Raw genomic sequence first — 26,803 nt, forward strand, 5'->3', positions numbered from 1 at the left:
AAAATTGTTCTAAATAAAAATAAGATGCGCTATCTATACAAATTGTTATCAAAAACTCAGGTTTTACTATTCCTGGTTTTTCCAATTTCATTAACCGCTCAACAATTAGACCTACATGTAAATAATCCAAATTCAGGGAGGCAAGCGGATGTAAACATCAAAGTAAATGGAAAAACTATCGGAAAAACCAACCAAAATGGCGCGATGGTTATCAATTATGAACAATTCAAACAGCCTCTTAACCTACAGATCAGTCATTCAGGATATTTAACCATTTTCCACTCCGTTTCACCGGACACATTAAAACAGCCATTGAACTTTATCCTTCAAGAAAAAAATGACTTAGATGAAATTGTAGTTACTGCGAGTCGAAAACCTGAACATATATCCACAGTTCCTTCATCTATTTCTATATTAACAAGCAAGGAGATTGAGGCTCAAAGCCAAATAAACACCAACATCTCCAATATTTTAGGGAACAGCATACCGGGCTTGGGGGTAAGCAGCAATAAGGCTACAAATACCGGACAAACTTTGAGAGGAAGGTCTGTCCTTGTACTGATAGATGGTATTCCCCAATCTACTCCCTTAATGAATGGAGCCAGAGATATCAGGTCCATTGATCCATCAGTGATTGAAAGGGTGGAGGTCATAAAAGGGGCAACATCCATTTATGGAAATGGTTCTGCAGGGGGAATCATTAATTACATTACTAAAAGCAATCATGATGTAAACAAAGAGATTTCTGGAAGCAGCAATTTAAGGAGTATAATTAATCCTCTCCATGCTTCTGAGACAATAGGTTATCGATTTGATCAGACCTTATTTGGGAAAGTAGATAAATGGAGTTACACAGTTAGCGGAACAGCAGAATACAATGGACTTCAACGGGATGCCGATGGGATCGCCCTTGGTCAAGTCGATGGTCTATCAAATTCCCATCAATACAATGCCTTTTTGAAAGTTGGTTATGATATCAATGAACATTCAGGTCTTTCCGTTCTGTACAATTTCTTTAACAGTTCACAACATGCCAAATACGTCAGCCAAACGGGCAAATATGGGCAAACTCCAACCATTGGTGTAAAGGGTGAAGATCCAGGAAAACCTACTGGTACTCCATATAACCATAATGCCATGTTAAGTTATTTCAACAATAACCTAATCGGATCAACTTCCCTTCAAGCCTCCTTATATTACAATACATTCCGTTCGATGAATAGATATATTGAGAAAGGAACCGCTTGGTATGGACCGGGACAAACGCAAATCAATTCAGAGAAAAAGGGCTTAAGGGTAAATTTGAATACTCCCTTTCAAATATTCAATGCTAATTCCGATATCACTTATGGTTTAGACCTATTGAATGATATAACCGACCAGAATCTAACAGATGGTCGAATCTATATCCCGGACATGAACATGGTGAACATAGCTCCATATGCTCAATTGCGTATTGATGTTTTAGAAAACTTGATTTTAAAAGGGGGTGTTAGATATGAAAATGCGACGGTTAAAATCAAAGATTTCAACACCATCGCGACAGGACCAAATAATGAGGGAAGTATTGCCGTGACTGGAGGAAAAATCCCTTACAAAGGAGCTACCTTCAATGCGGGCCTTCGCTATAATAAATATGAAGTATTTAACCCTTTTATTAGTTTTTCCCAAGGCTTTGCCATCAATGAGTTGGGAAGAATCGTTAGACGGGCAACCGACAATGATCTGGATAGCATCAAAACTGACCCAGTAATCACCAATAACTACGAAGTAGGGTTTTCTAGTCACTTCAATATATTCAATTTCTCCGCTTCCTATTATTACAGCACTTCAAAGATGGGGGTAGAATTGGTAGATGTAGGAGGATATTTGGTGGCACAGCGACTACCTGAAAAAGTACAAGGATTAGAATTTACCTTAAATGCTGAACTTTCCAATCAATGGACAATAGGTGGAACTTTTGCTCATGTTGAAGGTAAGGCAGAAGATTCTGAACAGGTGTCCCATTATCTTAATGGAACCAGAATTGCCCCAAATAAAGCTACTGCCTATATCATATATACCCCTACCGACGCTCTGAACTTACAGTTGCATTATATCCATACCGGTTCACGGGATCGATTTGAAAAGAATGAAAAAGGTCTTTACAAAAATAGTGAGGGGCCAATCAAAGCTATTGACCTCTTTAACTTAACAGCGAGCTACAGGATCAACAAACAATGGGCACTTGGACTTGGCGTGGAAAATCTCTTGAACAAGGATTATTACCCGGTGATTAGTCAATATAGGGCAGTTGATGCCGAATATGTCAAAGGAACCGGTACAACCGCATCATTAAATATTAATTATAGATTTTAAATGGTAAAAAGCTTCATCCTTTGGTTGCATAAATGGTTAGGCCTTACCACAGGAATAGTGGTGGTAATTTTAGGCTTAACTGGTTGTGTCTATACATTTTTTGATGAGCTCAAATTAGTTTGTTATCCTGATCGTTATATTTTGAATGAGCATTATGAATCAAAAGAAGCTCTTCCATTAAGTTCACTCAAAGAAATTGCGATTAAGCAACTAAATGCTGGCGAATCTATCTCAAGGGTAGACTTATATCCTGATAAAAGCAGAAGCTGGATCTTTCGGGTACAGGAAATTGACCCTGACGCCTTTGGATATTGGAATTATTTCAAGACCTACAAAAGGATCTTTTTGAATCCCTATTCTGGAGAGGTCTTATTTGTTGAAAATTCTAAAACCGAATTTTTTCAGATCATCCTGCAGATGCACATGAACTTGCTCCTAGGTAAAAAATATGGAACCTGGGTCGTTGGAATATCAACAATAGTATTTGTCATCATCCTACTGTCTGGAATAGTGTTATGGTGGCCAAAAAGATGGAAAAGGAAGACGTTGCGGAAAAGCCTTTGGATAGATTGGAAATCTAAATGGAAACGGTTAAACTATGACCTGCATAATGTACTAGGCTTTTACTCTTTCTTAATCGCATTGGTAATAGCTATCACTGGATTGGTTTTTACTTATCCTTCCTTTAAGAAAGCATACATTTCCTTTTTCAATTCATTTGATGGATCTGAAATCAAAAAGCTTGAAGGAGAGCCTTTCAAGATCCCCAATTATTACCCCGGTGGTGAACAGCTTGATAATGCCCTTCACTTCTTATTGCTAAAGTATTCCAACGCAGGAATGATGTCCATCAGAAGTAGCAAACCAGAAGATGAAACTTTTGATGTGCAAATCAGGTTGACCGAAATGAGAACTGGGGAATTTAGATGGTATTACTTTAACAAAAAAGATAATAGCATTGAAAAGGTAAATTCTTCAGATAATTTAAAAGTTGGGGACCGATTAGGAACATTAAATTACGACTTGCATACCGGCAATGTCTCGGGGTTACCCACGAAAATCCTAGCCTTCATCATTTCTTTTATATGCGCTAGTTTGCCAATAACAGGATTTATAGTTTGGCGTAACAAGGTAAAAGGACAAAAAAGGAAAGTAGAAAAGCAGATTAAAAAGCGTGATTTATTGAAAACCAATTAATACGGATCCACATCGATCTGCACACGGACACCTTTGTTTTTCTTATCCAATTCAAAATGCAATAAGGCCTGTTTGATCAGTTCTTTTACTTTGGAAATCGATATATTCTTCCGTTCGATCTTTAAGGTAATCGTTTGAATAAAATTATTTCTTACACGTGCCACCAATGGAGGTTCAGGACCTAAGACACGTTCCGCTAATTGCTGTCGAAGTAAAGAAGCTAATCTTTTTGCAGCGTCATGGACGAGATCTTGATCAGTATGTTTGACATCCAGCTTGATCAGTCTGTAAAAAGGTGGATATTGATAATTCTTTCGCTCAGTTATTTCTGCCATAAACATGGCCATGTAATCATGGTTGGTAACCTGATCGAGGATCCTATGGTTTGGAGTATTGGTCTGAATAATCACTCTTCCTTCAGACTGCCTTCTGCCTGCGCGACCAGAGACCTGGGAGAATAAAGAGAAAGCACGTTCATAAGCTCTAAAATCAGGAAAGTTGATCATGCCATCGGCATTGATGATTCCAATCAAGCTCACATTTCCAAAATCTAGCCCTTTCGTAATCATCTGCGTTCCGATCAAAACATCGAACTCTTGGTTATCAAAGGCAGAAATCACTTTATCAAAGCCATATTTTCCTTTCGTAGAATCCAGATCAAGGCGTCCGATACGAAGATCAGGAAGTTGGATTTCCAACTCCTCTTCTACCCTTTCTGTTCCGAATCCTTTGCTCTGCATATTAGGCAATCCACAGGCTGGACAGGTTTGCACCAGTTCTTCTGAGAATCCACAATAATGGCAATGCATCAGATTACTAGTCTTATGGTAGGTCAAGCTGACATCACAATTCACACATTTCGCCACATATCCACAGGTTCCACATTGTAAAAATGGGGTGTGTCCTCTTCTATTCTGGAACAGGATGACCTGCTCTTTTTTCTGAATGGTTTCTTCGATTGCCTTTAGGAGCTTCAAACTAAAGTAGGAGTACATCTCTTCCTTTCGGCCTGCTTCGGCGATATCTACAATTTCGATAGTTGGCAATTTAGCCTCTCCAAACCTTTCGGTCAATTCAATCAAACCGTATTTGCCAGCCTTCGCATTATAATAGCTCTCTACCGATGGGGTAGCTGAGCCCAACAATACTTTCGCTTGATGCTGATGAGCCAAGTAAATGGCGGTATCGCGGGCATGGTATCGAGGTGCAGGATCATATTGTTTGTAGGAGTTTTCATGCTCCTCATCCACAATAATTAACCCGAGCTTATGGAAAGGAAGAAAAACAGAGGATCTAGCTCCAATGACTACCTTAAACTCACCTTTATTGACTTTATGCCAAACCTCTGCGCGTTCATTGTCATTGAATTTTGAGTGGTACACACCTAATTGATCACCAAAGTGCAATTTCAACCGTTCCGTAATCTGTGCTGTCAATGCAATCTCTGGCAATAGGTACAAAGCAGATTTGCCTTCGCGCAAAACGGCTTCAATCAGACGGATATAAATTTGGGTTTTCCCTGAAGCGGTGACCCCATGAAGCAAAGCGACCTCCTTCTCAGCAAAGGAATTATTGATTTCATCAAATGCCTGTTCTTGTGCAGGGCTAAAGCTGAAATCTGGAGATAACAAAACATCCGTGCCTTCAAACCTACTGACTACCTTTTCTTCAACCCTAAAGACACCTTTGTCAATCAAGGCCGTAATGGCGCCAGCACCGGATCCGGATACTTCCATGATATCCTGCCTGCTGACATCATTCTTTGTTTTGATAAGTTGGAGGAAAGCAATGATTGCATCCTGTTGCTTTGGAGCTCGATTTAAGCTATCCAATAACTCACGTCGACCATCCGGATCATTGAATTCGGAAGCCAACCTCAGAAAGGCTTTTGTTTTTGCCTTATATTTTTGCTTGATTTCTTCTGAAATCAGGATATATCCATGTTCAAATAGACTTCGTAATAAGGGGAAAACAGTCTTTTGGCCTAAGATTTTAATGACATCATTCACGGTCAGCTCGCCTGCAAGATCTAAAGCTTCCAGAATCATATAGCCTTTATCTGAGAGCGAAGAGCGATCCAGGTTTGGATCATCCGATGCAACGATTTTGGTTTCTGATGCCATTTTAAGAGCTGCTGGCAAGGCAGCTTGCATCACATCTCCTACATAACACATGTAGTATTCTGCGATCCAATCCCACATCTGTAATTGGGTATCATTTACGATGGGCTCATTGTCTACAACATCTAAGATATATTTGGCTTCATATTGTTGAGGGGGATCAGTTGTGATATTCTTGACAACAGCTGAATAAATTTTGTTCTTGCCGAACTGAACGATCACCCGAACACCTACAGCTACCTTATCATTCAATTCAAATGGAACACGATAGGTATAGGATTTAGCAATCGCCAATGGCAAAACAACCTCTACAAAATAAGTGACACGGCTAGGAGCCGTTAAATCCAGTTGAGACATAAACAAAGGTAATAATAGTATTTATTATTAGTATTCAGTATTCATGGCCTGAACATTTATTTTCACCAGCATTTTCTCCCCATCAAACAAAAAGGCACCGATCGGTGCCTTTTTGTTAATTCTATTTTGAGAATCGTCAATTCAATTTTAAGCTCTGTTTTTCATTGCTGCAATAAACAATGCAATCCATCCGACCATAAAACATAGTCCTCCTAATGGAGTCACGGGACCAATAACAGAGATGTTTTCAATACCAAGCAGATTCCTGGTGCTCAGAAGGTATAGAGATCCAGAAAAAAGAACAATCCCTATCGTGAACATAATGAAAGAAACTTTAATGGATTGGCTTTTTGCTCTAGAAAAAGTGGAAAGGAACAATAGCGCCAGCGTATGATAGAAATGATACTGGTTGGCTGTTCCCCATGTTTCTAGTTGTTTCTCAGAAATCTTTCCTTCAAGACCATGTGCACCGAATGCACCAAGTATTACAGCTAACAAACCGAAAAAAGAAGCAGTTAGGATAATTTGTTTGTTCATAAATAAAGCTAAAATAATCGCTTATGATTTTTCGTTTATAAATGTATAAAATAACTTCTTAAAAAGCACTCCTATTTTTGCAATTTTGTCTATATTGAACACTAAAACAAACAAAAGGAAGACTATTCGTCCATGAGAAATACAATAATTGTTTCGATCCTTCTATTTATTGCGGTGGTGGTTGCGTCGGTTTTTTACTTTGGGGATCTAAACAAGGAACAACAAGAATACGTAGGACCAGTACAGCATTTACCGGAGGACACCTATCTAATTGCATCATTCCTAAACGATGCTACAACAGACAATATCTTCAAGGATTTTGAGATTTTTGAAGCCATGCTGGGCAAACATGCCATGCATGAACTCAAACAACTAAAACAAAACTTACTTCGTAACAAAGAACTGTCTCCTTTGGTTGGTGGAGCGGAAATCTTGATGTCCTTCCATCCAGAGAAAAAGGGAATAAGCACCTTGTTCAGCATCCATAGCATGGACCAAGTTGACCAATCTGTCTTAGACCAAACATTCCTAACATTAAGCAAAAAGTATAAGGTAAGCACAGCTGATACCGCTGGAATACGTATTTATGAATTCAAGAACATCGAAAGAGATACCACCTTCAAGGATGATAAAAAGCTGGATTCAGTATTTTATGTGACCTATCAGGAAAACACCTTTTTCTCCAGTTTCAACAAAGGGCTTTTGGTCAAAGTCAATGACAAAAAGGTGGAAAAGCTAAAAAAAGATCAAGTTACCTTCTTCAACGAACATAATAACAGGAATGCTCCATTTACCATTTATGTACCACAACAAAATATTGCCTCTTTTATCTCTGTATTTAAGGAAAACCGCCCTGGAGATTTCTTGAGACAATTTGTCAACCTCAAAGGAGAAACGGTTTGGAATATCAATTTCAAACAAGATGCCCTGATGTTGACCGGCGAAAGCCAGTTGGTCGATAAGGATAGCGAGTATATTGGGCTTTTTGCAAATCAGAGAAAAACCAATCAGAGACTGTATAACTACTTTCCTTCCAATACCATGATGTACGTGGAGTACTCCTTCAGCGATTCCAAGTCATGGTTTGAAGACTTAGCCTTCTGGCAATCCAAACAAGACAACTTCCAACAGCTACAAGGTCAAGCCAAGGAAATCAATAACAACCGTGAAGGTTTATTGGGAGACTTCCAATCTACTTTGGCTGGTAATTTTGCGGTTGCTGAACAGAGCAATTCTGATTATTTAGGATTCATTACCATTCAGGACAGCAGCAAGCTGAACGAGATCATCAGCAATATCGCTGAAAATGTAAGTGATAGCACCTATAGGTTTAGGTTTGCGAATATCCCCTATCGTTATTTTGGTGATGGATTGAAGGCCTTTTCAAGACCGTATTTTGTTCGTATCAATGATATGTTGGTGATGGCTAATCAACTTTCGACGGTACAGGAATATGTGCGTAAATGGAAAAACAAAGACTTCTTGGTTGCCAGTTTAGGATTCAAGAATTACGAACAGATCCAAGGTAATGAAGCCAATGTCACCTTCTTTATCAATACGAAAAACGGAGGTAATTTCATCAATAACACCTTGAGGTCTGAATATAGCAGGAAGTTCAGGGACGATGATGAATATGGATATCAGGACTTTTATTCCTGGTCATTACAGTTATCGGGTAATGCTGGAAATTTCATCAGCAGGTTCTACGCCATCTATAAAAGTAAAAACCGATTGGGTGTAACTCCAGAATGGGCTTACGATATGGGTAGCAGGCTGATCAATGGCCCCTATGTTTTCGAACATTCCGATACGTCCCAATTTATCCTTGTCCAAGAACAGGACCATACCGTTCATGCCATCCATCCTTCAGGAAAGAAACTATGGTCATCCGTATTCTCTGGAAGAATTGTTGGCAAGGCAAAACAATTAGCCGATCGTAGCCTTTTATTGGTTACCGACCGCAGAAGGTTATACCGCTTTGATACCAGCGGAAAGACCTTGCAAGGCTTCTCTACAAGTGTTTCATCCGAACCTACCGGCAGTCCAACTATCGCTGAGTTCAGTGGGCAGCAGATCATATTGATCCCCGCAAAGGATAGGATTATGGCATACGATATGGAAGGCGGTCCAGTTAACGGTTGGGACAATGCGAGAATAGAAGGAGAAATATTGGGTCCTATTTACTTTATCGATCAACAAGCGGTGTTCGCAAGCAGTTTTGGAAGAGTATACTTCTTTGACCAAAGTGGCAGTAAAACCAAGGAAATCGATATTGAAGGAGATGTTACGTTCGTAGGATCTATGGGAGTGGTAAACAAGGAAAACAACTATGAGTTTTATTGTACGGACAATGAAGGCAATCTTCATCAAATAAAGGCAGATGGAACGAGCAAGATCGTCCTGAATGGAGAATGGAAAAAAGGCTATGATGCTTATTTTGAAAACATCAATGGTACTACAGCCCCTGAATTGATTGTCATCGATGGCTCCTACCTACAAGTATTTGAATTGGGTGATAGCCCAAGACAGCTGTATGATTACACGTTCACCCAAGATATAGATGCGAAGCCTAATTTTTTCCCAGTTTCGAGCAGCATGTATCAGCTAGGCATTGCCGATCAGGAGAATCTTGTCTATCTATTTGCTGAAAATGGTTCCTTGGCGGATGGATTTCCAGTGGAAGGATTACCATTGTTCTATTATGGCAAGATCAATTACAATTCAGGCAATTATTTGTTGACGACCAAGCGTGATTACAAAATCTACGCCTTCAGACATTAACCGACTAATTTTCAATTGATTTAGATAGGTGATAATTTAAATAAAGATAGATTTAAAGCCGTAAAAATTTTTAATTGCAAACTTTTTTTCAGTAGGTTTGCATTCACAAAAAACGTATGCTACAAGGAGAAGAATATTTAGAAGCACTTTCCAGACCTAAAAAGATAATAATCACCACTCATCATAAACCCGATGGAGATGCTTTAGGCTCATCATTAGGATTATATCATTGGCTAAAAGGAAAAGGCCATGATGTGAATGTTGTGTTATCATCAGATTTTCCAGATTTTTTAAGCTGGATGCCGGGTTTTGAAGACTTAATATACTATCCTGATCAACCTGAGGAATCCCAAAAGCTATTTGATGAAGCAGAAATTATCTTCTGTTTAGATTATAGTGCGCTTTCGAGGACAAATATTCTGGAGCCAATTATCCGTGAGGCCAAAGGGCAAAAATGGATGATTGACCATCATTTAGATCCCGAAGATTTCGCAACGGTAGAATACTGGGACTCTAGCGCAGCGGCTACAGCACAGTTGGTGTATACCTTTATCGCGGATGTTTACCACGATAAGGAATCCATTACAGCAGAAATAGCCTCATGTTTATACGCGGGTATCATGACTGACACAGGTTCATTCCGTTTCAGGTCAACAACTTCAGCAGTTCACCATATCATTGCCAACCTGATTGATGCAGGAGCAAAGAATTGGGAAATACATGAGAATATATACAATAGTTCAACAGAAAACCGTTTAAAGTTCTTAGGCTATAGTCTTTTGAACTGTTTAGAAGTAATTCCGGAATACCATACGGCATTATTTTCATTGACTAAAGAAGACCTCTTGAAATTCAATGTGAGCACCGGAGATACGGAAGGTTTAGTGAACTATGCGTTATCGATAAAAGGGATTAGGTTAGCTGGTTTATTTATTGATAGAACTGAATTAATTAAATTATCTTTGCGTTCCATTGGCGATATCCCTTGCAACGAGATCTGCAGGAAATATTTCAATGGTGGTGGGCATTTGAATGCCTCTGGAGGTAATTCAACAGATAGTCTGGAAGAGGTGGTAGCAAAATTCAAATCTATCCTTCCAGAGTACAAAAGTTATTTAACATAGAATATAATAAGCGTTATAAATAAAAAAATGAAAAAATCGATTTTAGTATTAACAGCATTAGCTGGTCTTTTTCTAGCTTCATCATGCCAAAGTTTCAAAAAAGGTGAAGGTGGTCTAGAATATAAATTCTTCGAAGACAAAGGTGGTGAAAAAGCTGTAGGTGGAGACGTTCTAGCCATGGATATTGTTGTTAAGACAGACCGTGACTCTTTATTGGCAAGCACTTATGATGTAGGATTGCCTCAAATCGCTCCGGTAATCCCTGATTCATTGGTTCAAGGTGGTTACGCTGGTGACAACAACACGATCTTGAAAATGTTAGGTGAAGGTGATAGTGCTACTTTCAAATTGGACTTAGATACTATGGCTGCTAAAACAGGTCAACCAAAACCTGATTTCGCAGATAAATACATTCAATTCACCATCAAGGTTAAGAAACTTTTCAAAAAAGGAAGCTTAACAGATTCAGCTTTATTCGAACAAGTAAATAAATATTACTTGGCTGAAATGGAAGGTTTAAAAAAATCTGAAGAAGGAAAAATTGCTAAATACGTAGAGAAAAACAAATTGCAACCTAAGAAAACTGCAACTGGTCTTCAATATGTAATCAAAACCGAAGGTACTGGTGCAAACCCTGTAGTAGGTGATACTGTTGTGATCAACTATACTGGTGGTTTGACAAACGACAAAATCTTCGATACCAGCAACCCAGAAGTAGCTAAAGAAAAAGGAATCTTCCACCCAATGAAACAATACGAGCCATTACGCGTACGTGTTGGTCATACTCCAGTTATCCCAGGATGGACCGAAGGTCTTCAGTTATTGAAAAAAGGTGGCAAAGCTACGTTGATTATCCCATCTTCATTAGGATATGGCGAGCGTCAGCAAAGTAACTTGATCCCTCCTTATGCTCCATTGGTATTTGATGTAGAAGTATTGGATATTATCCCTGGTCCGAAAGGAGATACTCCACAAGTTATTGCTCCAACAGGAGCTCCAGTAGAAACTCCAATTAACTAATCAGGAGTTCTTTTACAAAATTTATAAAAAAACGCAGTTTTCATTATGAGAACTGCGTTTTTTTATTCCATAGAACTAGATTAACTAACAATATATTAACTTTGGCAGCATGGAAGAGCAAATTGATCTGAAAAATCAGACTTTAACCGACACGCATACTCATATCTATTATCAAGCTGGAACTCCTAAACTGAAAGAACAGCTTGAGCGATGTTTCAAGAATGGTATCAGTAGGCTGTTTCTTCCAAATGTAGATGTCGAATCGATCGATAAGGTTTTCCAAACCGTTGAAGCTTATCCTGAAAACTGTTTCCCTATGCTTGGTCTACATCCATGCGATGTAAAAGACGACTATCAACAGCAATTGGATCAGATCTATGCCAAGATCCAAGAATCAAAAATATATGCCATTGGAGAAATAGGGATTGATCTCTATTGGGACCAATCGACGTTGGAAATCCAGAAGGATGCTTTCAGGAAACAGATCCAATGGGCCAAAGAACTTGGTCTTCCAATATCTATCCACTGTAGGGAAGCGTTTGATGAGGTCTTTGATGTTCTGGATGAAATGGCCGATGAGAAATTATTCGGTATCTTCCATTGCTTTACCGGCAGCCTTGAACAGGCTCACCGAGCGATTGACCTTGGATTCAAATTAGGCATCGGTGGAGTGGTAACTTTTAAGAAAGCGGGCTTGGATGCCGTTGTCAAAGAAATCGACCTACAACATATCGTACTGGAAACAGATGCACCATATCTGGCTCCTGTACCATTCAGAGGAAAAGAAAACGAAAGCAGTTATCTGCTTTATGTAGCCCAAAAGGTTGCGGACATACATGAGATGGGAATAGAGAAGATCGCGGAAATAACGACCAACAATTCTAAACAAGTATTTAAGATTTAATTGATGTACAATATTTTTATCATTTATACCGGTGGCACCATTGGTATGGTAAAAGATCCAGAAACCGGAACTTTTATTCCTTTCGATTTTGAACTGATTGAAAAGAACCTGCCTGATTTAAGTCGCCTGAACTATAAACTGACTGTGCACTCTTTTGAGCCCATCATCGACTCATCCAATATGCGTCCAAGCATCTGGTTAGAGATGGCCAAGATCATCAAAGACAATTACGAGCTTTATGACGGATTTGTAATCCTTCATGGCTCCGATACCATGGCTTACTCGGCATCCATGCTTAGCTTTTTGTTGGAAGGCCTTCAGAAACCCGTCATATTTTCCGGCTCCCAATTGCCAATTGGCGAGATCCGTACCGATGCCCGTGAAAATCTAATGACTGCATTAGAGATTGCTTCAGCAAAAAGAGATGGTATATCCATCATCCAAGAAGTCTGTATCCTTTTTGACAACAAACTTTTCCGAGGGAATCGATCATTTAAGTACAATTCCGATAAATTCGAAGCATTCCGCTCACCGAACTTCCCTGTTTTAGCCGAAGCTGGAATCCATATCCGATACAATGATGAGGTGTTGGCCAATAATGCCGGCCAAGACTTTATTTGCCATTACCATATCGACAACCGCGTAGGTGTCCTTAAACTGTTCCCGGGGATCAGTCCAGAAACCATCAAGGCTGTTTTGAATTCAGACGTCAGAAGTATTGTGATGGAAACATTTGGTAGCGGAAATACCATGACCGATAGCTGGTTCCTCGAACTGCTCCAGGAAGCCATCAAATCTGGAAAGAATATCCTAGATATTTCACAATGTAAGGTAGGTTCTGTAGAATTAGGGCGATACGAGACTTCTCAGGGCTTAAAATGTATCGGAGTTCTCAATGGTTATGATATGACCTTTGAAACTGCTGTAACCAAGCTTATGTACCTTCAAGGTGAATTAGACAGTCAAGAAGATGTCGCACATTGGGTACAGCAGAGTCTGCGTGGTGAATTGACTAAAAATGATTAGTCAATACTTCTGCAACAACAAAAGTACTTCCACCGATAAATATAAGATCACCTTCTTGGTAATTCTTTAGCGTCGCCTCGTATGCTTCATCAATGGATGCATATTCTTGGCCTTTCAGGCCGAATGAATGTGCTAACTCAGCCAAGTCGGCTGCTTTCATTGCCCTTGGCATCTGAGGTGCCGCAAAATAATAAGTCGCTTGTTTTGGTAATAAAGGCAAAATGTGTGAAAGATCTTTATCCTTCATAGCCCCGATGATAAAGTGAAGGTTATTGAAGTTTAAGGTACTCAGATTTCGAACCACCGCCTTTATTCCATCTTCATTGTGGCCAGTATCACAGATTATCCAAGGATCAGTCGAAAGGGTCTGCCATCTTCCCCTCAAGCCTGTAGATTCTTGCACATTGCTAAGACCTTCCCTGATATCTTCTTCAGCTAACTCATACCCTAACTCCTTCAATTGATCAATAGCTGTCAATACCCCAAGGATATTCTTCTTTTGGTAAGAACCAGAAAGATCCAATTGCCAAGTCAGGCATTCCTTTGTTGTTTTGCTCTCAACAGTGATATCCAAGCCTGTCTGCTTCTTTTCTACCTGGTGGACCTCGTAATAGTCCTCAGCAAAAAAGATTGGGCTATCCCCTTCTTTTGCCTTATTGATGAAAACATGTTCGATCTCAGTTTGCTTCTCCGAAATAACCACCGGAACATGTGGCTTAATGATACCGGCCTTCTCACCTGCTATCTGCTCCAAGGTATCACCAAGGATATTCATATGATCCATACCTATATTCGTGATCAGGCAAAGTTCAGGCAGGATAATGTTGGTGCTATCCAATCTTCCACCTAATCCCACTTCGATCACGGCTATATCGACCTTCTCCTTTGCAAAATAATCGAAGGCCATCGCCACGGTCACTTCAAAGAAAGAAGGCTTCAGGTCTTCAATCAACTCGCGGTGATCATTCACAAAATCAACAACCAGTTGCTCAGGGATCATCTTCCCATCAATCCTGATCCTTTCCCTAAAATCTACCAAATGGGGTGAGGTGTACAGTCCGGTTTTCAATTTAGATGCTGCCAAGACTGAGGCAAGCATATGCGAAGAAGAACCTTTTCCATTGGTTCCAGCAATATGTATTGATTTAAACTTTTGATGGGGATTGCCAAGAGCCTGGCAAAGCAAAAGAGTTTTGTCTACATCGGGATTGATGGCACTAGCGCCATCACGAGTAAACATAGGTAATCGAGCAAATAAATACTCGATTACCTCTGCAAATGTTTTCATATTATTGAATTATCTAACTCTAAATCTGAAGGTAATTAGCCCCGTTTGGGTCTGAGGCGCATTAGGCAGTGCATTCAATCGCGCTTGTTCAACAGCACGGATACACTTTTCAATTAATCTGTAGTCAGCAATGGTCGTACCTTTAGCCTGTCTAGCACGCACGATATTTCCGCTCTTGTCTACAGTAAATTCAATCTTGACAATACCGGTTTGTTGCCCATTGTCTTCTATTTTTGGTGGCACCGTAAAACGTCTGTTCTCCAGTGATAACATCGCATCACCAAATCCAGAACCACCTTCACCATAGTTACTAGCTAATGGATCCCCAAGTTTAGAACCTTGGTTACCTGGAGTAGATCCAGTTCCATCACCTGTACCTTGTGCATTATTTTTCTTGCCTTTATACAGAGCATTAGGATTCACTGCTGGCGTTGCATTCTTTTTCTCGGTAGTAGCCTGCTCTGCATTCGCTTTCACTGGCTTCTCCGCTTTAGGAACAACAGGTGCTTCCTCAACATCCTGGGTTGCTACCGCTTTATCAGCAATCTGCTGAGAAGGCGTAGGAATAGGCGTTGAATTTGGATCAATTTTATCTGGTTTCACATTGTTGGCATTCTCATCCATCGATGGTTCGTCCACGCTCATGTAATCCTCACCCATACCTTCTGGAGAAGTACCATAGTTTACAATGATACCACCCATACCGTATTCTGGAAGATTCTGACCAAATACAATAAAGAAACCAATAACAGCTAATCCAGCCATTACCAGTGATGAAATACCTAAAGCCTTTGGAAGATTATTTTCTTCTCGATATTGATTGTAGTACATTTTCCTTGATCTCTTCTAATTCGACCTTCTAAAGCCTAAAACGTTTAATATTAAATATTAGTCTTTCTTAGGCTCTGTTGCCAATACCATTTTGACCTTCAATCTGTTGGCAATATCCATTACCGAAATCACATTTTGGATAGGCACTGTACTGTCAGCATATAACATCACAGTCAGTTCTTCTCCAGTTGCAATATTGGATTGGATATAAGATTCCAGGTTCTCCAATGGAACAGGTTGTTTGTCCACATGGTATACTAAATCACTGGTGATGGAAATCGTCATGGTCTTCTTAGCGACTGACTGTTCTCCAGCACTGGATTTTGGCAAAAGCAATTTTACCACCTGTGGATTGGATACCGCGGAAGCCAACAGGAAGAACAACATCAAGAAGAACATGATGTCATTCAGGGCAGCTGTATGTACTTCTGCAGCGGGTCTATTTCTTCTATTACGTAAATTCATTTTTAGCCTTTCAATTCGGGGTCACACCAGCTTACATGCTAGGCTCATCCAATAAATCGATAAATTCAATTGCATCAGTCTCAATGCGCAAAATCAAGCGCTCCACCATCATGTTCAAGATATGGTAACCGATATAGGCCAAGATACCGATGGTAAGACCTGAAGCTGAAGTGATCATCTTTACATAAAGACCACCTGAAACCGAACCAATATCGATACCACCAGCCATTTCCACCTCACGGAAGATCTGGATTACCCCAAAGATCGTTCCTACGAAACCTAACATGGGTGCAATACCGGCAATGATACCCAAGATATTGATGTTCTTCTCCAAACGGGAAACTTCCAATTTTCCTTGGTTCTCGATCGCGCCTTCAATATCCTTGATCGGACGACCTACACGGGTCAAACCTTTCTGCAACATTCTGGACAATGCCGAATTGTTTGAACGACAAGCAGCCATAGCAGCATCGATTTTTCCGGACAATACACTGCTTTTCACAGAGGCTAATAATCCGCTCTCGGATTTACTGGCTTTGCGAATAGTAATGTAACGTTCAAAAAAGATGACCAATCCCAAGAAAAATAATAAAAGGATCGGAATCATAATCCACCCACCCTTCATCAGAAGTTCAAGTAGGTTAAGATCGTCTGTCGTAGCTAGAGCTACCGGTTGTTGTTGAACTTGATTCAAGGTATCAACGATTGCAGGGTTTTGTACTAATGACATAGTTAATTAACGTATTTTGTGCTGTTTGATTGATTTACTTGTTTATTTTTTGATGCCAAGCATCTGCAACATAGTGCTTCCTAACATATTTCAATGCAGAATCCGCTTGTTCTTTCGTTTCATACGAATCCCAAATGACCTTCTTCTTGTTATGTGCCAGGTTACTCGGTATTACGCGTACAGATTCAATTCCCGCTTTGTTAAACGACTCGGCCTGTTCATACGCCTGAGCCAATGTAGCATGCGTTCCTATGACAATCTGATAGGTGTGATTTGCAGGGATCAAAGGATTATAGACCTTCTTACCTGTCTCTGTATTTGTATTTGCTGTACTATCTACTATTGGAGTCGTAACCGTGCTGCTTGTGTCTACCGCTTTTGCAACCGTTGTATCAGGTTCTGCGATACCGGCATTCAAGATGCTGTCAGCTCGCTCCTGTGCTCTTCGGGAACTGTTCGTATGGTTCAGATAAAACAAACCAGCAATAACCACAATTGCAACGACCGCAGCCCAGATATACCACTTTGATTTACCCGCAGCTTGTGGCTCCTCATAAATTTCCGGTACGATTTCTTGTTCAGCTACCGCTACTACAGGTTCCTCAACCCTTTCCTCTGGCTCTTCCGCCTGCGGCTGCTCTTCTTCGACTTCAATCTCTGGCTCAGGTTTAATCTCTGGCTCAGAAACAGGGCTTGCCGCGCCTTCAATAGGTTGCAGCTGAAATCCGCTCAGGTCCTCTGCCTTAAACACCAAGGAGGATCCGTGCTTGATCAATTGTCCCAAATGGTTCAATGTCACCGATCCGTTCTCCTTGATGGTTTCCAGCAGATTGAGTACAACATCATGCACTTCAGCCTCTGCTGATTGTCGAGAAATCTGTTTCGACTGTTGGATGTAATCTATAAAATCAACACCATCAGTAGATTTCCCATCAAATTCCAAATAGGTCACTGGAGGCAAATACACTCCGCGGCGATCATCATATACAGAAGGGGTGTGAATGCGTTTGAAAACTCCCAAACCCTTCACATACACTTCGTTTCTATGCTTTAATAGCTGATGAATGTATCTTCCTAAATCCATTTATTTCTTTGCTGCTGCAAATTTAAAGTTTGTTAGATTAAAACGAAAAATTTAAACCACCTAAAATATTGAATCCTAATTTTGGATAGTATAAATAACGTTGGTATTCTGTATTCAACATATTATTTGCCTTTACAAAAACACCTAAGTATTTCGTTGCTTTATATTCTGCTCCAGCGCTCAAATCAAAGAACGATGGAATGGTTTTCTTTTGATAAGGGTTGCCATTAGGCACACCATTTAAGTAAGTGAACTCTTGCGCATAAGCATTCCCATGGAACAATGCCTCTGCATCAATGAACAATTTCTCAGAAATATTAAATCTAGCATTTGCTGCTAAACGCATCTTCGGCATGTGCCAAGCTTCTTCTTGCTCAACCATGGTATATTGGTCGATGTTCAAGCGACCACCCAAGTTCACCAATGATGATAACCTTACATTGATCTCTCCTTCGATTCCCACATGCTTAACCGCATCGTCTCCATTGCCATCATAAACCAGATCAAAGTTGAATGGAGTTTCCATATTGTTCACGAACATAGCCATGCTTTCTACTTTTCTGTAGAAACCCTTTACTTTATAACCAAAGGTCGCACCGGCATTACCCTTGATACCACCGTAGATGTTCATACGCTCAACGGTATTTTGGATATTGGCATTTGGACCTAGATAAGGGTTGATACGTGTGAAATCACGGAACGAACCTTTTTCCACATTACCTGTTACTCCTCCAAAGATGTAGAAGTATTCCGGAGCCAATGCAAAATCAACCTCTGCTTCAGGGAATACGTTGAACCTAGAGTTGTCTCCAAATTCTGAAACGATATTTGCCCCCAAAGTAATGTTATAATTATCTCCTTTAAAACGGATATAAGGATTGATTGATGCAATCGAGTTGTTCAATTTTCCAGTGGATGTATTTACACCCTTAACACCATTATAGTCTAATGACACATTAGCGCCTGCATTGAATGCACGGTAGCGTTTGTTCAAGTAACCAGCTAAGGCAACGGAATTCTCTCCTGCCTCAAACTTATCATTGTAAGTATAGGCATCCGCTTTCACCGAGTAGCTTAATGCATCCTCATTTGCAGGATCATAATTGCTGGTCAACTCTCCAGAGAAGTAAATATCATTGAATCGTTGTGCCTCACGGGTTGGATTGATTATGGTGCCGTCTTGGTTCGCAGGGATACCGTAAAAACGAGTTCCATAACCATTATATCCAATTAGCCCATCCAAGGTGAACATAGGCAATATACGACGTCCAAAAATCCCTATTTCCTGTTTCGAGAATTTCTGGTCTTCCAAATTTCCTTTTTGGCTTAAGTGTTTTGCGAATCCACCAAAACGGATGTCTTCGTAATCTTCCACCGCAAAGTAAGCTTCACCCAAGATGGTATTGAAGTTACCTGCACCAAATTTCACATAATTACTCTTATGGTCCATGATTCTAGAAAACGGAGTTTCCATAATCTGTAATTCACTAAGACCGGTATTGATGTCCAATTTTTTATCAGGAACATTGCCATAGTTTAACTTAGGCATATATTCTCTTTTGTTTGACATATCAGGACTACGACGGATTTTTACTGCATCAGCAAGAATAGGTCTATAATCACGAACGATATCAAATGAATCCAATGTTACAGGACGGTCGGTCGTATCTCTTTTTTGAGCATAAGCCCCTACTCCCATCCCCAACATTAAGGTTAATATAGCAGATTGTTTAAAAACAGTATTCAACTTCATCTTTTCCTATTCTTATTTAATTTTTTCCAATAATTGTTTCGCTTCATTCAAAATACCATCTTCCGTGTTTTCGTAATTGTCGATCACACTTTCCAATGTTGATTTAGCTTGGAATTTATCGCCTTTGCCTTCGTATGCCTGAGCCATCACAATAAATCCTTTCGCTACCCAATAATCGTATGAAGAGAAGGAATCAGATATATCTAGTGCAGATTTAATTGCACCATCGTAATTTTTATTTTTCAATTGTTGTTCCGCAACCAAGAATCTCGCTTCAGCACCTGTCTCCGTTTTTGATTTCAAGGCCGCCAAGTTCAATTCTTTCATTCCCTCAGATCCTTTCGAGGTTGATAAGTATGCTTTTGCTGCATATAGGTGCGCCTTAGCAATATCCTCTTCTGAAGACTTCTCGTACTTCTTGATGATATTCGCATAAGTCAAGGTCTCAGCATAATCCCCCATGTTGAAGTAACTTACCAATAGGTTGTTTACAGCCCATCCGTAATTCTCTTTGTATTCCGAGGTCAACTCCAATTTCTTCAACACCTGAACCGCTTCGTTATAAGCTTTATTCCTCAAGTGCAATTTAGAAACAGAGATCAAGGTACGCTCTGTATAGGCTGAGGTCCAGTCATTCATGATAATGTTGAAATCATGCATCGCCTCTGTATCCTTACCTAAATTCGCATTACTTTCTGCACGGATAAAACGAGCATGTTTCTCTTGAATCGGTTTAGGGAATTTATCGAAGTAAGCATTCACCGCTTCCACTGCCGCTTGCCAGTTGCCACGATCAAATAAGGTACGCGCGATAGAGAAGGTATGTGAATCCTGCTCTGCTGTACTTAAATCACCAATGTTGGTGCTTGTAGCATAACGGATATATCCAGAAGCATCACCTCTATCCAGATAGATGTTCTCGATAGATGCTAAAGCTTGTTTAGCTTCATCCGTAGTCGGGTATTGGTTTACCACACGTTGGAAAGTAGCTAATGCCGCATCATTATCATCTTTGTTATATTGTACTAGACCGATCGTTGTCAAGGCTCTAGGAACATACGAACTTCTTGGGTATTGCTCTACCATTTTTTGCAAACCATCGATCGCACGATCGTGATCTCCAATTAAGAAATAAGTATAAGGGATTTCAAACGCCACGTCATCCGCGTAGTTCGATTTAGGATATTTCGCAATCACCGAATTCAAGGTCGAAATCTTACCATTATTATCCCCCTGAAGCCCTAGTAAGATACCCTTTTGGAACAAGGCATAATCTTGGCTCTGCGCTCCTGAAGCGATCAAACGATCGTAGTAATTAGCTGCTTTGCTATAGTTTTTGATGGCCAAGTACGAGTCAGCTGCACGCGCCATCGCATCGTTCCTGGTATTTAAGTCAATCCCGTCTTTTCCTCCACCCGCTAAGAAACGTTCGAAGTAATTGGCTGCTGTACTATAATTATCAGCTCTGAAGGCCGCATAAGCCAAAGCATAATTTGCATAATTATAAACGTCTGTTTTTCTAGCCGCAGGCAATTGCAGGAATTTATTGAAAGCCGATACAGCCTCTTTATACTTGCGAACCTCATACATGGCTTCCGCTTTCCAGTAAGTTGCCAATGCATAGATTTCCTCATCATAACGGTTAGCCTCTGAACGCATGAACATAGAAATAGCATTTTCAAATGCACGCTCATTATAGTATTCTAATCCGCGGTAATAAGTTACTTTTTGGTAAGCTGCATTTGCGTCTTTTCCTCTGTTTGGAAGGTCTTCCAAAACATCCACTGCAGCACGGTAATTTTTGGTGCTCAATAAAACCTCAGCCAATAATGTCTTCGCCTCTTCTTGGCGTTTTGATCTTGGGTAGGTCTGCATGTACTCATTGATAGCATCCAATGCAACTTGGTGAAACTCTAGATCATAAGACAATTTTGCATAGTTGAACAAACCTTCTTCTTTCAATTGAGGATCAAAATCTAGTTTTGACGCCCTGAAGAATGCGTTTCTTGCACTTTGTTTATTTCCTGTTTTCAAGAATGCATCCCCTAAAGTGATCATGGCACTTTGGAAATATGCATCCGGTTCTTCCAATTTCTCTAATTCCGAAATCGCTTTCTCGTACTCCCCTAATTTATAGTTGATATAACCGATCTGGTAGCTATCTTGGTTGTTTTGAGTTTTGCCTTGGTCTTGAGCTTGGAACCTATCATAAAATTCCTTCGATTTCTCCAGGTCCCCTTTGATGAAATAAGTCGCTGCAATAATGCGCAACATTTCCGTTTCACTCTCTTGCTTGGTCGTCTCCAACTTAGGCAATCCATAACTCAATACATCATCATAACGCTTATCCAAGAAGTATAAGGCCGTGATGTAATATGGATAACTGTTCTCATAAGTTTTAGATCCTTCCAGACGTTCAAACTCATTCAAAGCTGTTTTATATTCTTGGTTCAAATAGCTCAAATAAGCCGAGTAATAGATCGATGCCTCTTGATATTGTCCCCTTAAATCTTTCAGTTCATTAAATACAGGTCTAGCAGCCTCATAATCGCCTGTCATGAACTTAGCATAAGCCAATTTGAAACGATATTCTGTGTTCTCTGCTCCCGCTAAATTCTTACTGTCAATTTTCTCGAACCACTCAATAGCTTTTGGATAGTCTTTTTGAGCATAATATGACTTCCCGATTTGGAAATATGCCGCTTTGGAATTGGCACTTGCTGGATAATCTTTTATGTATTTTAAGAAACGGCTCTCAGCATCTGTCTCCCCTAACTCTAAAGCACAAACAGCTTGATAATATCGAACATTCTCTTTGAGTAAGCTTAATTCCTTTGTTTCGTCTAACTGAAGTGATGATTTGGTCCTGATTTCCTCAAACTTATCAAATTGTTTTGCAGCAGAACTAAATTTCCCTCTTTCATACAACTCCAGTCCATCCTTGTAGGCTTTATTCACTTCTTGCCATGCAGAATGTTGCGCCAATACCGGTGTACTCAATAAGCTCATCGCCACACCTAACTGGTAAATTTTTTTATACATATGATTGAATACTCCTTAAAATGAATGCGTCAGTATTTTTATTGAAATTCGACCTGTAACACCTTGATCAAATGGTACAAGCCTTCAACCTACGAAATTAATGGATAACTTCAATGTTTTCCTCAAAAGTTGTTAACAACTGTGGATAACCTGAGCTATTTAACTTTATTTAACATTAGGTTGGGAACTGAGATTTGAGATGTGAGATATGAGACATTTTATTACTTAATATTTATTGAAACTATTGTATATATTCTACTATTTAAGCTATATGTTTCTAAAGCTTTTCCGTAAAATATAAACGAATTTTCCATATTGATCCTTGACCTTTCAGGTTCAAATTTTGTTCCAACATCGAATAATAAACCGATAAAGTTTTAAACAATATTTTTACAAAAAAACAAGCCTGAAATCATGTGATTTCAGGCTTGTTTTCTGTTTTTTATCTTTTTTAGTTAGATTTCTATCTCAAATCTCACATCTCATATCTCATAACTAAGTACTCATATCTCCTAACCCCTCTTCCCTGCCAACAGATACAGAACTGCCATTCTTACGGCTACTCCGTTTTCTACTTGGTCCAGGATGATGGAGTGGTTGCTGTCAGCAACATCCGAGGTAATCTCCACACCGCGGTTGATTGGCCCTGGGTGCATAATGACAATTTCTTTATCTAAGGAGTCTAAGATCTGTTTGTTCAAACCATAAAGCATGGAATACTCCCGCAATGAAGGGAAGTAGGCGATATCCTGACGCTCCAGTTGGATCCTCAACATATTCGCTACATCACACCAGTTCAAAGCTTTCATCAAATCATGCTCTACCTTCACGCCTAATGAGGTAATATATTTTGGGATCAAGGTCGTCGGTCCACAGACCATAACCTCCGCTCCTTGTTTTTGTAAACATAAAATATTGGACAAAGCAACCCTTGAATGTAAGATATCGCCAATAATGGCGACTTTCTTACCAGCCACTTCACCTAACCTTTCACGGATAGAAAAGGAATCCAGTAAAGCTTGGGTAGGATGTTCATGGGCTCCGTCACCGGCATTCACGATCTGGGCATCCACATGCTTGCTCAAGAAAACACCAGCACCTGCATAAGGGTGGCGCATCACGATCATGTCCACTTTCATCGCCAAGATATTGTTCACCGTATCGATCAAGGTTTCACCCTTACTTACCGAAGAAGAGGAAGCCGCAAAATTGACGATATCAGCCGACAAACGCTTTTCAGCAAGTTCAAAAGAAAGACGGGTACGGGTAGAGTTCTCGAAGAACACATTGGCAATGGTAATATCACGCAAAGAAGGTACCTTTTTAATCGGACGATTCAGTACTTCCTTGAAATTTGCTGCCGTATCCAAGATCAATTGGATATCGTTGCTATTTAAATCCTTGATACCTAATAAATGGCGGGTACTAAGTTGTTCAGATGTTGACATTTGTTAAACAATAAAATCTTTCTATTTCTTTTCGGTGATCAACACAATACTATCGTTATCATCCACCTCTTTCCAGCTTACGATTACTTTTTGCGAATCGATGGAGTCGACTTGGATCCCAATATAGTCCGGTTGGATAGGAATCTGTCTTGAAAAACGACGATCTACTAAGACCATCAATTCAATTCGGTTGGCCCGACCAAACGCCTGGATAGCATCCATGGCAGAACGGATCGTCCTTCCAGTCCAAAGCACGTCATCAACCAAGATCACATTTTTGCCTTCAATAATAAAATCAATGACCGTACTGTTCGCAGCTAATGGGCTGGCACCTTTCATCCTGAAATCATCACGATAAAAAGTGATATCCAAAATACCCAATGGCACTTGAACACCTGTCATTTCTTTGATTTCCTGTACTAATCTTTCAGCTAAATAGGTACCTCGAGGTTGAATTCCAATGATTACAGCGTTGGAGAAATCTCCATGGTTTTCAATTAATTGTTGAGACAATCGCTTGAGCGTAATCTGAAACTTCGGTCCATCTAATAATATCGATTGTTTCATCTATGGATTTATTTAGGCAAACTTAAGGCATTTTTTCCAAAAATCGTAATTTAAGCCATATTGGATTGGAAAAAATAAGGCAGCTTATTAATAAGCTGCCTCGTTGCTAATCTATTATGAATTTCCACCAATTTTCTTCAAGAACATCCTTTTAGTCTAAAGTTAAAACCCGTTTAAACTGTTTACCATCGATTTCAAAATAGTAATGAAATTGTGGTCTATAAATACTACTAAATCTAGATGTATAGGTTACTTGCTGGTTCGAATAAAGTTCAATTTGTTCATTATTTACAGATCTAACTATTCCATCTCCATCTACGACTTCCATTTTTAAAACAGTTATTTTCTTACTGCCGTAATTAGCAATAAAGTGTGTAATTGACGCTGTGTAATAGCCATTTATATTAGTAATAGAAGATGAGGTTTTACCAACTTTTACACCCGAATCAAGTTCTTTTACCATAACCGTACAAGAATTTATGACGCTTGGATTATCTTGTGAAGTAGCGATAATTTCAACAGTACCCGAAGATATAGCCTTTACCACTCCATTTTGATCAACGGATGCAATTTTCGGATTGCTAGAACTCCAAATTATCCCTTTATTTTTGACATTATTTGGAAATACCGTTGCAAAAATTGTAAAAGTGCCTCCAATATCTAAACTTCTTAAATGCTCGCTAAGACTAATTGAAACAGCCCTAGCAGGAATAACTTTGATTGAACATGAAGCGGAAATATTAGGGTTTTCTGAAGATTTTGCAGTTATCTGTACGGTCCCTTCAGTTTTTGCTATTACATTACCATATTGATCAACTGTCGCTATTGATGAATTACTTGAACTCCAAACTATGCCTTTATTATGAGTATTTTGCGGACTAACTTCAGCAGTTAGACCAAATGACTGACCAGCCATTAATTCAACGTGGGTCTCATTTAAGGTTATCTTCGTTGCCTTAACAGTAAAAACTTTTATTTTGGCTGTGGCAGAAATTGACCCTTCTTTAGTTTTAACGGTAATAACAACCTCTCCTTCCTTCTTACCTATTACATTTCCATATTGATCAACCGTCGCTATTAATGAATTACTAGAACTCCAAACTAAGTCTTTATTATGAGCATTGTGCGGACTAACTTCAGCTGTTAGAACAAATGATTGACCAGGCATTATTTCAACTTGGGTCTGATTTAAGGTTATCTTCGTTGCCTTAACAGTAAAAACTTTTATTTTGGCTGTCCCAGAAATTGACCCTTCTTTAGTTTTAACGGTAATAACCACTTCTCCTTCCTTCTTACCTATTACTTCTCCGTCAACAACGGAAGCGATGTTGCTATCAGAAGACTCCCATACCAAATCCTTATCTGTCGTATTATCCGGCTTGATTTTGGCTATCAGTTTGATGGTTTGACCCAATTCTACTTGCCCCGAAGTAATATTCAATTCAATCGCTGAAGGTAATATTGGTTTCACAATAATTTCTATTTCAGAAAAAACATTAGTTCCTTTTATTGTAGCAGTTAGTTTTGCCTTCCCTGCTTTCAATCCTTTAACCTTCCCTTCCATTACAGTAAAAACAGAATTATCACTAGAACTCCAATCAATGCCATACTGACCAGCATTTGTTGTATTAGGCGGATCTATTGAATATTTAACGTTAACAGAATCTCCCACAAAAAGGGTAGAATTAACTAGTTCTAACTTTAATTTCTCTGGTATAATCGGAAGAACATTTACTAGAACCCTTGCATTCATATTTTCTCCGGATATCGTTGCAGTAATTTCTGATTTACCTTCTTTTAAGGCTTTGATTACTCCAAGTTCATTCACACTAACCACTTCTGAGTTTGAACTAGACCATTTGTATTTTGGTTTAGGTAATTTCTGAGGGTTGTGTACTACATTCAAAGTATCGGACTTCCCAATAAACAATTGAATTTCTTTTTCAATAAATTCAATTTTGGTTATTTTTTCAGGAATTGCCTCCTCTTTGTCTTTGCTACAGGAAATAAAAAAAATGACAAATGTCAAAACTACCAAGCTGTACTTGGTAAATGGAAAATAAAATTTCATAGGATAATAATTAAGTTTGATTGGGCACAAATGTAGAAAAGCAGAAAACAGAAAGTTTACGGTTTACCGTAATTCAATAAATTAAGCGTTGTTATAAGTG

At 39.4% G+C, this 26,803-nt stretch carries 19 protein-coding genes; 7 read left to right on the forward strand and 12 right to left on the reverse strand.

The window, feature by feature from the left end:
* Positions 1 to 24 precede the first annotated feature (24 nt).
* Both CKW03_RS15665 and CKW03_RS15670 read left to right on the forward strand, forming a co-directional pair.
* A complete protein-coding gene (locus tag CKW03_RS15665; RefSeq protein ID WP_093101424.1) occupies positions 25 to 2,358 on the forward strand; it encodes a TonB-dependent receptor in 2,334 nt (777 codons plus the stop codon).
* A complete protein-coding gene (locus CKW03_RS15670; protein WP_093101422.1) occupies positions 2,359 to 3,555 on the forward strand; it encodes a PepSY-associated TM helix domain-containing protein in 1,197 nt (398 codons plus the stop codon).
* Here the strand turns inward: CKW03_RS15670 and priA are convergent.
* Both priA and CKW03_RS15680 read right to left on the reverse strand, forming a co-directional pair.
* Entirely contained in the window at positions 3,552 to 6,032 is a 2,481-nt protein-coding gene (gene priA, locus CKW03_RS15675; protein WP_093101420.1) for a replication restart helicase PriA, read from the reverse strand. The two genes, CKW03_RS15670 and priA, sit on opposite strands and share 4 nt — an antisense overlap.
* A gap of 147 nt (positions 6,033 to 6,179) precedes the next feature.
* Positions 6,180 to 6,569 (reverse strand): DUF423 domain-containing protein, encoded by a 390-nt coding sequence (locus tag CKW03_RS15680; protein WP_093101418.1) that lies wholly within the window; start codon positions 6,567 to 6,569, stop codon positions 6,180 to 6,182.
* A 132-nt stretch (positions 6,570 to 6,701) separates the two neighbouring features.
* On the opposite strand from CKW03_RS15680, the gene CKW03_RS15685 reads away from it, so the two are divergent.
* From CKW03_RS15685 to CKW03_RS15705, 5 genes are all read left to right on the forward strand, one after another.
* On the forward strand, positions 6,702 to 9,350 hold the full coding sequence (locus CKW03_RS15685) for a PQQ-binding-like beta-propeller repeat protein (protein WP_093101416.1): 2,649 nt from the start codon (positions 6,702 to 6,704) through the stop codon (positions 9,348 to 9,350).
* Between the two features lie 116 nt (positions 9,351 to 9,466).
* The gene (locus tag CKW03_RS15690) at positions 9,467 to 10,474 is read left to right on the forward strand and encodes a DHH family phosphoesterase (RefSeq protein WP_093101414.1); all 1,008 of its coding nucleotides are present in this window, start codon (positions 9,467 to 9,469) and stop codon (positions 10,472 to 10,474) included.
* Positions 10,475 to 10,501: 27 nt separating this feature from the next.
* Positions 10,502 to 11,494: an FKBP-type peptidyl-prolyl cis-trans isomerase gene (locus CKW03_RS15695; RefSeq protein WP_093101412.1), complete on the forward strand. Its 993-nt coding sequence runs from the start codon at positions 10,502 to 10,504 to the stop codon at positions 11,492 to 11,494.
* 109 nt (positions 11,495 to 11,603) lie between these two features.
* Entirely contained in the window at positions 11,604 to 12,398 is a 795-nt protein-coding gene (locus CKW03_RS15700; protein ID WP_093101410.1) for a TatD family hydrolase, read from the forward strand.
* A 3-nt stretch (positions 12,399 to 12,401) separates the two neighbouring features.
* Positions 12,402 to 13,424 carry an asparaginase gene (locus CKW03_RS15705; RefSeq protein ID WP_093101408.1) on the forward strand — a complete coding sequence of 341 codons (1,023 nt, stop codon included), beginning with the start codon at positions 12,402 to 12,404 and terminating at the stop codon, positions 13,422 to 13,424.
* Here the strand turns inward: CKW03_RS15705 and CKW03_RS15710 are convergent.
* From CKW03_RS15710 to CKW03_RS15755, 10 genes are all read right to left on the reverse strand, one after another.
* Positions 13,411 to 14,712 carry a bifunctional folylpolyglutamate synthase/dihydrofolate synthase gene (locus tag CKW03_RS15710; RefSeq protein WP_093101406.1) on the reverse strand — a complete coding sequence of 434 codons (1,302 nt, stop codon included), beginning with the start codon at positions 14,710 to 14,712 and terminating at the stop codon, positions 13,411 to 13,413. The two genes, CKW03_RS15705 and CKW03_RS15710, sit on opposite strands and share 14 nt — an antisense overlap.
* 9 nt (positions 14,713 to 14,721) lie before the next feature.
* A complete protein-coding gene (locus tag CKW03_RS15715) occupies positions 14,722 to 15,543 on the reverse strand; it encodes an energy transducer TonB (RefSeq protein WP_093101404.1) in 822 nt (273 codons plus the stop codon).
* A 57-nt stretch (positions 15,544 to 15,600) separates the two neighbouring features.
* A complete protein-coding gene (locus tag CKW03_RS15720) occupies positions 15,601 to 16,008 on the reverse strand; it encodes an ExbD/TolR family protein (protein ID WP_093101402.1) in 408 nt (135 codons plus the stop codon).
* Between the two features lie 31 nt (positions 16,009 to 16,039).
* On the reverse strand, positions 16,040 to 16,738 hold the full coding sequence (locus CKW03_RS15725) for a MotA/TolQ/ExbB proton channel family protein (protein WP_093101400.1): 699 nt from the start codon (positions 16,736 to 16,738) through the stop codon (positions 16,040 to 16,042).
* A gap of 34 nt (positions 16,739 to 16,772) precedes the next feature.
* Positions 16,773 to 17,822 carry a hypothetical protein gene (locus tag CKW03_RS15730; protein WP_093101398.1) on the reverse strand — a complete coding sequence of 350 codons (1,050 nt, stop codon included), beginning with the start codon at positions 17,820 to 17,822 and terminating at the stop codon, positions 16,773 to 16,775.
* A 37-nt stretch (positions 17,823 to 17,859) separates the two neighbouring features.
* Positions 17,860 to 19,575 carry a TonB-dependent receptor gene (locus tag CKW03_RS15735; RefSeq protein ID WP_093101396.1) on the reverse strand — a complete coding sequence of 572 codons (1,716 nt, stop codon included), beginning with the start codon at positions 19,573 to 19,575 and terminating at the stop codon, positions 17,860 to 17,862.
* A gap of 12 nt (positions 19,576 to 19,587) precedes the next feature.
* Positions 19,588 to 22,617, reverse strand: a complete 3,030-nt coding sequence (locus CKW03_RS15740) for a tetratricopeptide repeat protein (protein WP_093101394.1) — start codon at positions 22,615 to 22,617, stop codon at positions 19,588 to 19,590.
* Positions 22,618 to 23,129: 512 nt separating this feature from the next.
* Positions 23,130 to 24,065, reverse strand: a complete 936-nt coding sequence (locus CKW03_RS15745) for an aspartate carbamoyltransferase catalytic subunit (protein ID WP_093101392.1) — start codon at positions 24,063 to 24,065, stop codon at positions 23,130 to 23,132.
* Between the two features lie 21 nt (positions 24,066 to 24,086).
* Positions 24,087 to 24,632, reverse strand: a complete 546-nt coding sequence (gene pyrR, locus CKW03_RS15750) for a bifunctional pyr operon transcriptional regulator/uracil phosphoribosyltransferase PyrR (protein ID WP_093101390.1) — start codon at positions 24,630 to 24,632, stop codon at positions 24,087 to 24,089.
* 151 nt (positions 24,633 to 24,783) lie between these two features.
* Positions 24,784 to 26,703, reverse strand: a complete 1,920-nt coding sequence (locus CKW03_RS15755) for an Ig-like domain-containing protein (protein WP_093101388.1) — start codon at positions 26,701 to 26,703, stop codon at positions 24,784 to 24,786.
* Between the last annotated feature and the right edge of the window lie 100 nt (positions 26,704 to 26,803).

This window comes from Sphingobacterium mizutaii, assembly GCF_900187125.1.
GTDB classification, from domain to species: domain Bacteria; phylum Bacteroidota; class Bacteroidia; order Sphingobacteriales; family Sphingobacteriaceae; genus Sphingobacterium; species Sphingobacterium mizutaii.

Coding starts and splice junctions, on each gene's coding strand:
- CKW03_RS15705 (WP_093101408.1), top strand. CDS start 12,402: ATGTACAATATTTTTATCATTTATACCGGTGGCACCATTGGTATGGTA.
- CKW03_RS15725 (WP_093101400.1), bottom strand. CDS start 16,738: ATGTCATTAGTACAAAACCCTGCAATCGTTGATACCTTGAATCAAGTT.
- CKW03_RS15680 (WP_093101418.1), bottom strand. CDS start 6,569: ATGAACAAACAAATTATCCTAACTGCTTCTTTTTTCGGTTTGTTAGCT.
- CKW03_RS15735 (WP_093101396.1), bottom strand. CDS start 19,575: ATGAAGTTGAATACTGTTTTTAAACAATCTGCTATATTAACCTTAATG.
- CKW03_RS15730 (WP_093101398.1), bottom strand. CDS start 17,822: ATGGATTTAGGAAGATACATTCATCAGCTATTAAAGCATAGAAACGAA.
- CKW03_RS15695 (WP_093101412.1), top strand. CDS start 10,502: ATGAAAAAATCGATTTTAGTATTAACAGCATTAGCTGGTCTTTTTCTA.
- CKW03_RS15670 (WP_093101422.1), top strand. CDS start 2,359: ATGGTAAAAAGCTTCATCCTTTGGTTGCATAAATGGTTAGGCCTTACC.
- priA (WP_093101420.1), bottom strand. CDS start 6,032: ATGTCTCAACTGGATTTAACGGCTCCTAGCCGTGTCACTTATTTTGTA.
- CKW03_RS15710 (WP_093101406.1), bottom strand. CDS start 14,712: ATGAAAACATTTGCAGAGGTAATCGAGTATTTATTTGCTCGATTACCT.
- CKW03_RS15740 (WP_093101394.1), bottom strand. CDS start 22,617: ATGTATAAAAAAATTTACCAGTTAGGTGTGGCGATGAGCTTATTGAGT.
- CKW03_RS15685 (WP_093101416.1), top strand. CDS start 6,702: ATGAGAAATACAATAATTGTTTCGATCCTTCTATTTATTGCGGTGGTG.
- CKW03_RS15720 (WP_093101402.1), bottom strand. CDS start 16,008: ATGAATTTACGTAATAGAAGAAATAGACCCGCTGCAGAAGTACATACA.
- CKW03_RS15665 (WP_093101424.1), top strand. CDS start 25: ATGCGCTATCTATACAAATTGTTATCAAAAACTCAGGTTTTACTATTC.
- CKW03_RS15745 (WP_093101392.1), bottom strand. CDS start 24,065: ATGTCAACATCTGAACAACTTAGTACCCGCCATTTATTAGGTATCAAG.
- pyrR (WP_093101390.1), bottom strand. CDS start 24,632: ATGAAACAATCGATATTATTAGATGGACCGAAGTTTCAGATTACGCTC.
- CKW03_RS15700 (WP_093101410.1), top strand. CDS start 11,604: ATGGAAGAGCAAATTGATCTGAAAAATCAGACTTTAACCGACACGCAT.
- CKW03_RS15690 (WP_093101414.1), top strand. CDS start 9,467: ATGCTACAAGGAGAAGAATATTTAGAAGCACTTTCCAGACCTAAAAAG.
- CKW03_RS15715 (WP_093101404.1), bottom strand. CDS start 15,543: ATGTACTACAATCAATATCGAGAAGAAAATAATCTTCCAAAGGCTTTA.
- CKW03_RS15755 (WP_093101388.1), bottom strand. CDS start 26,703: ATGAAATTTTATTTTCCATTTACCAAGTACAGCTTGGTAGTTTTGACA.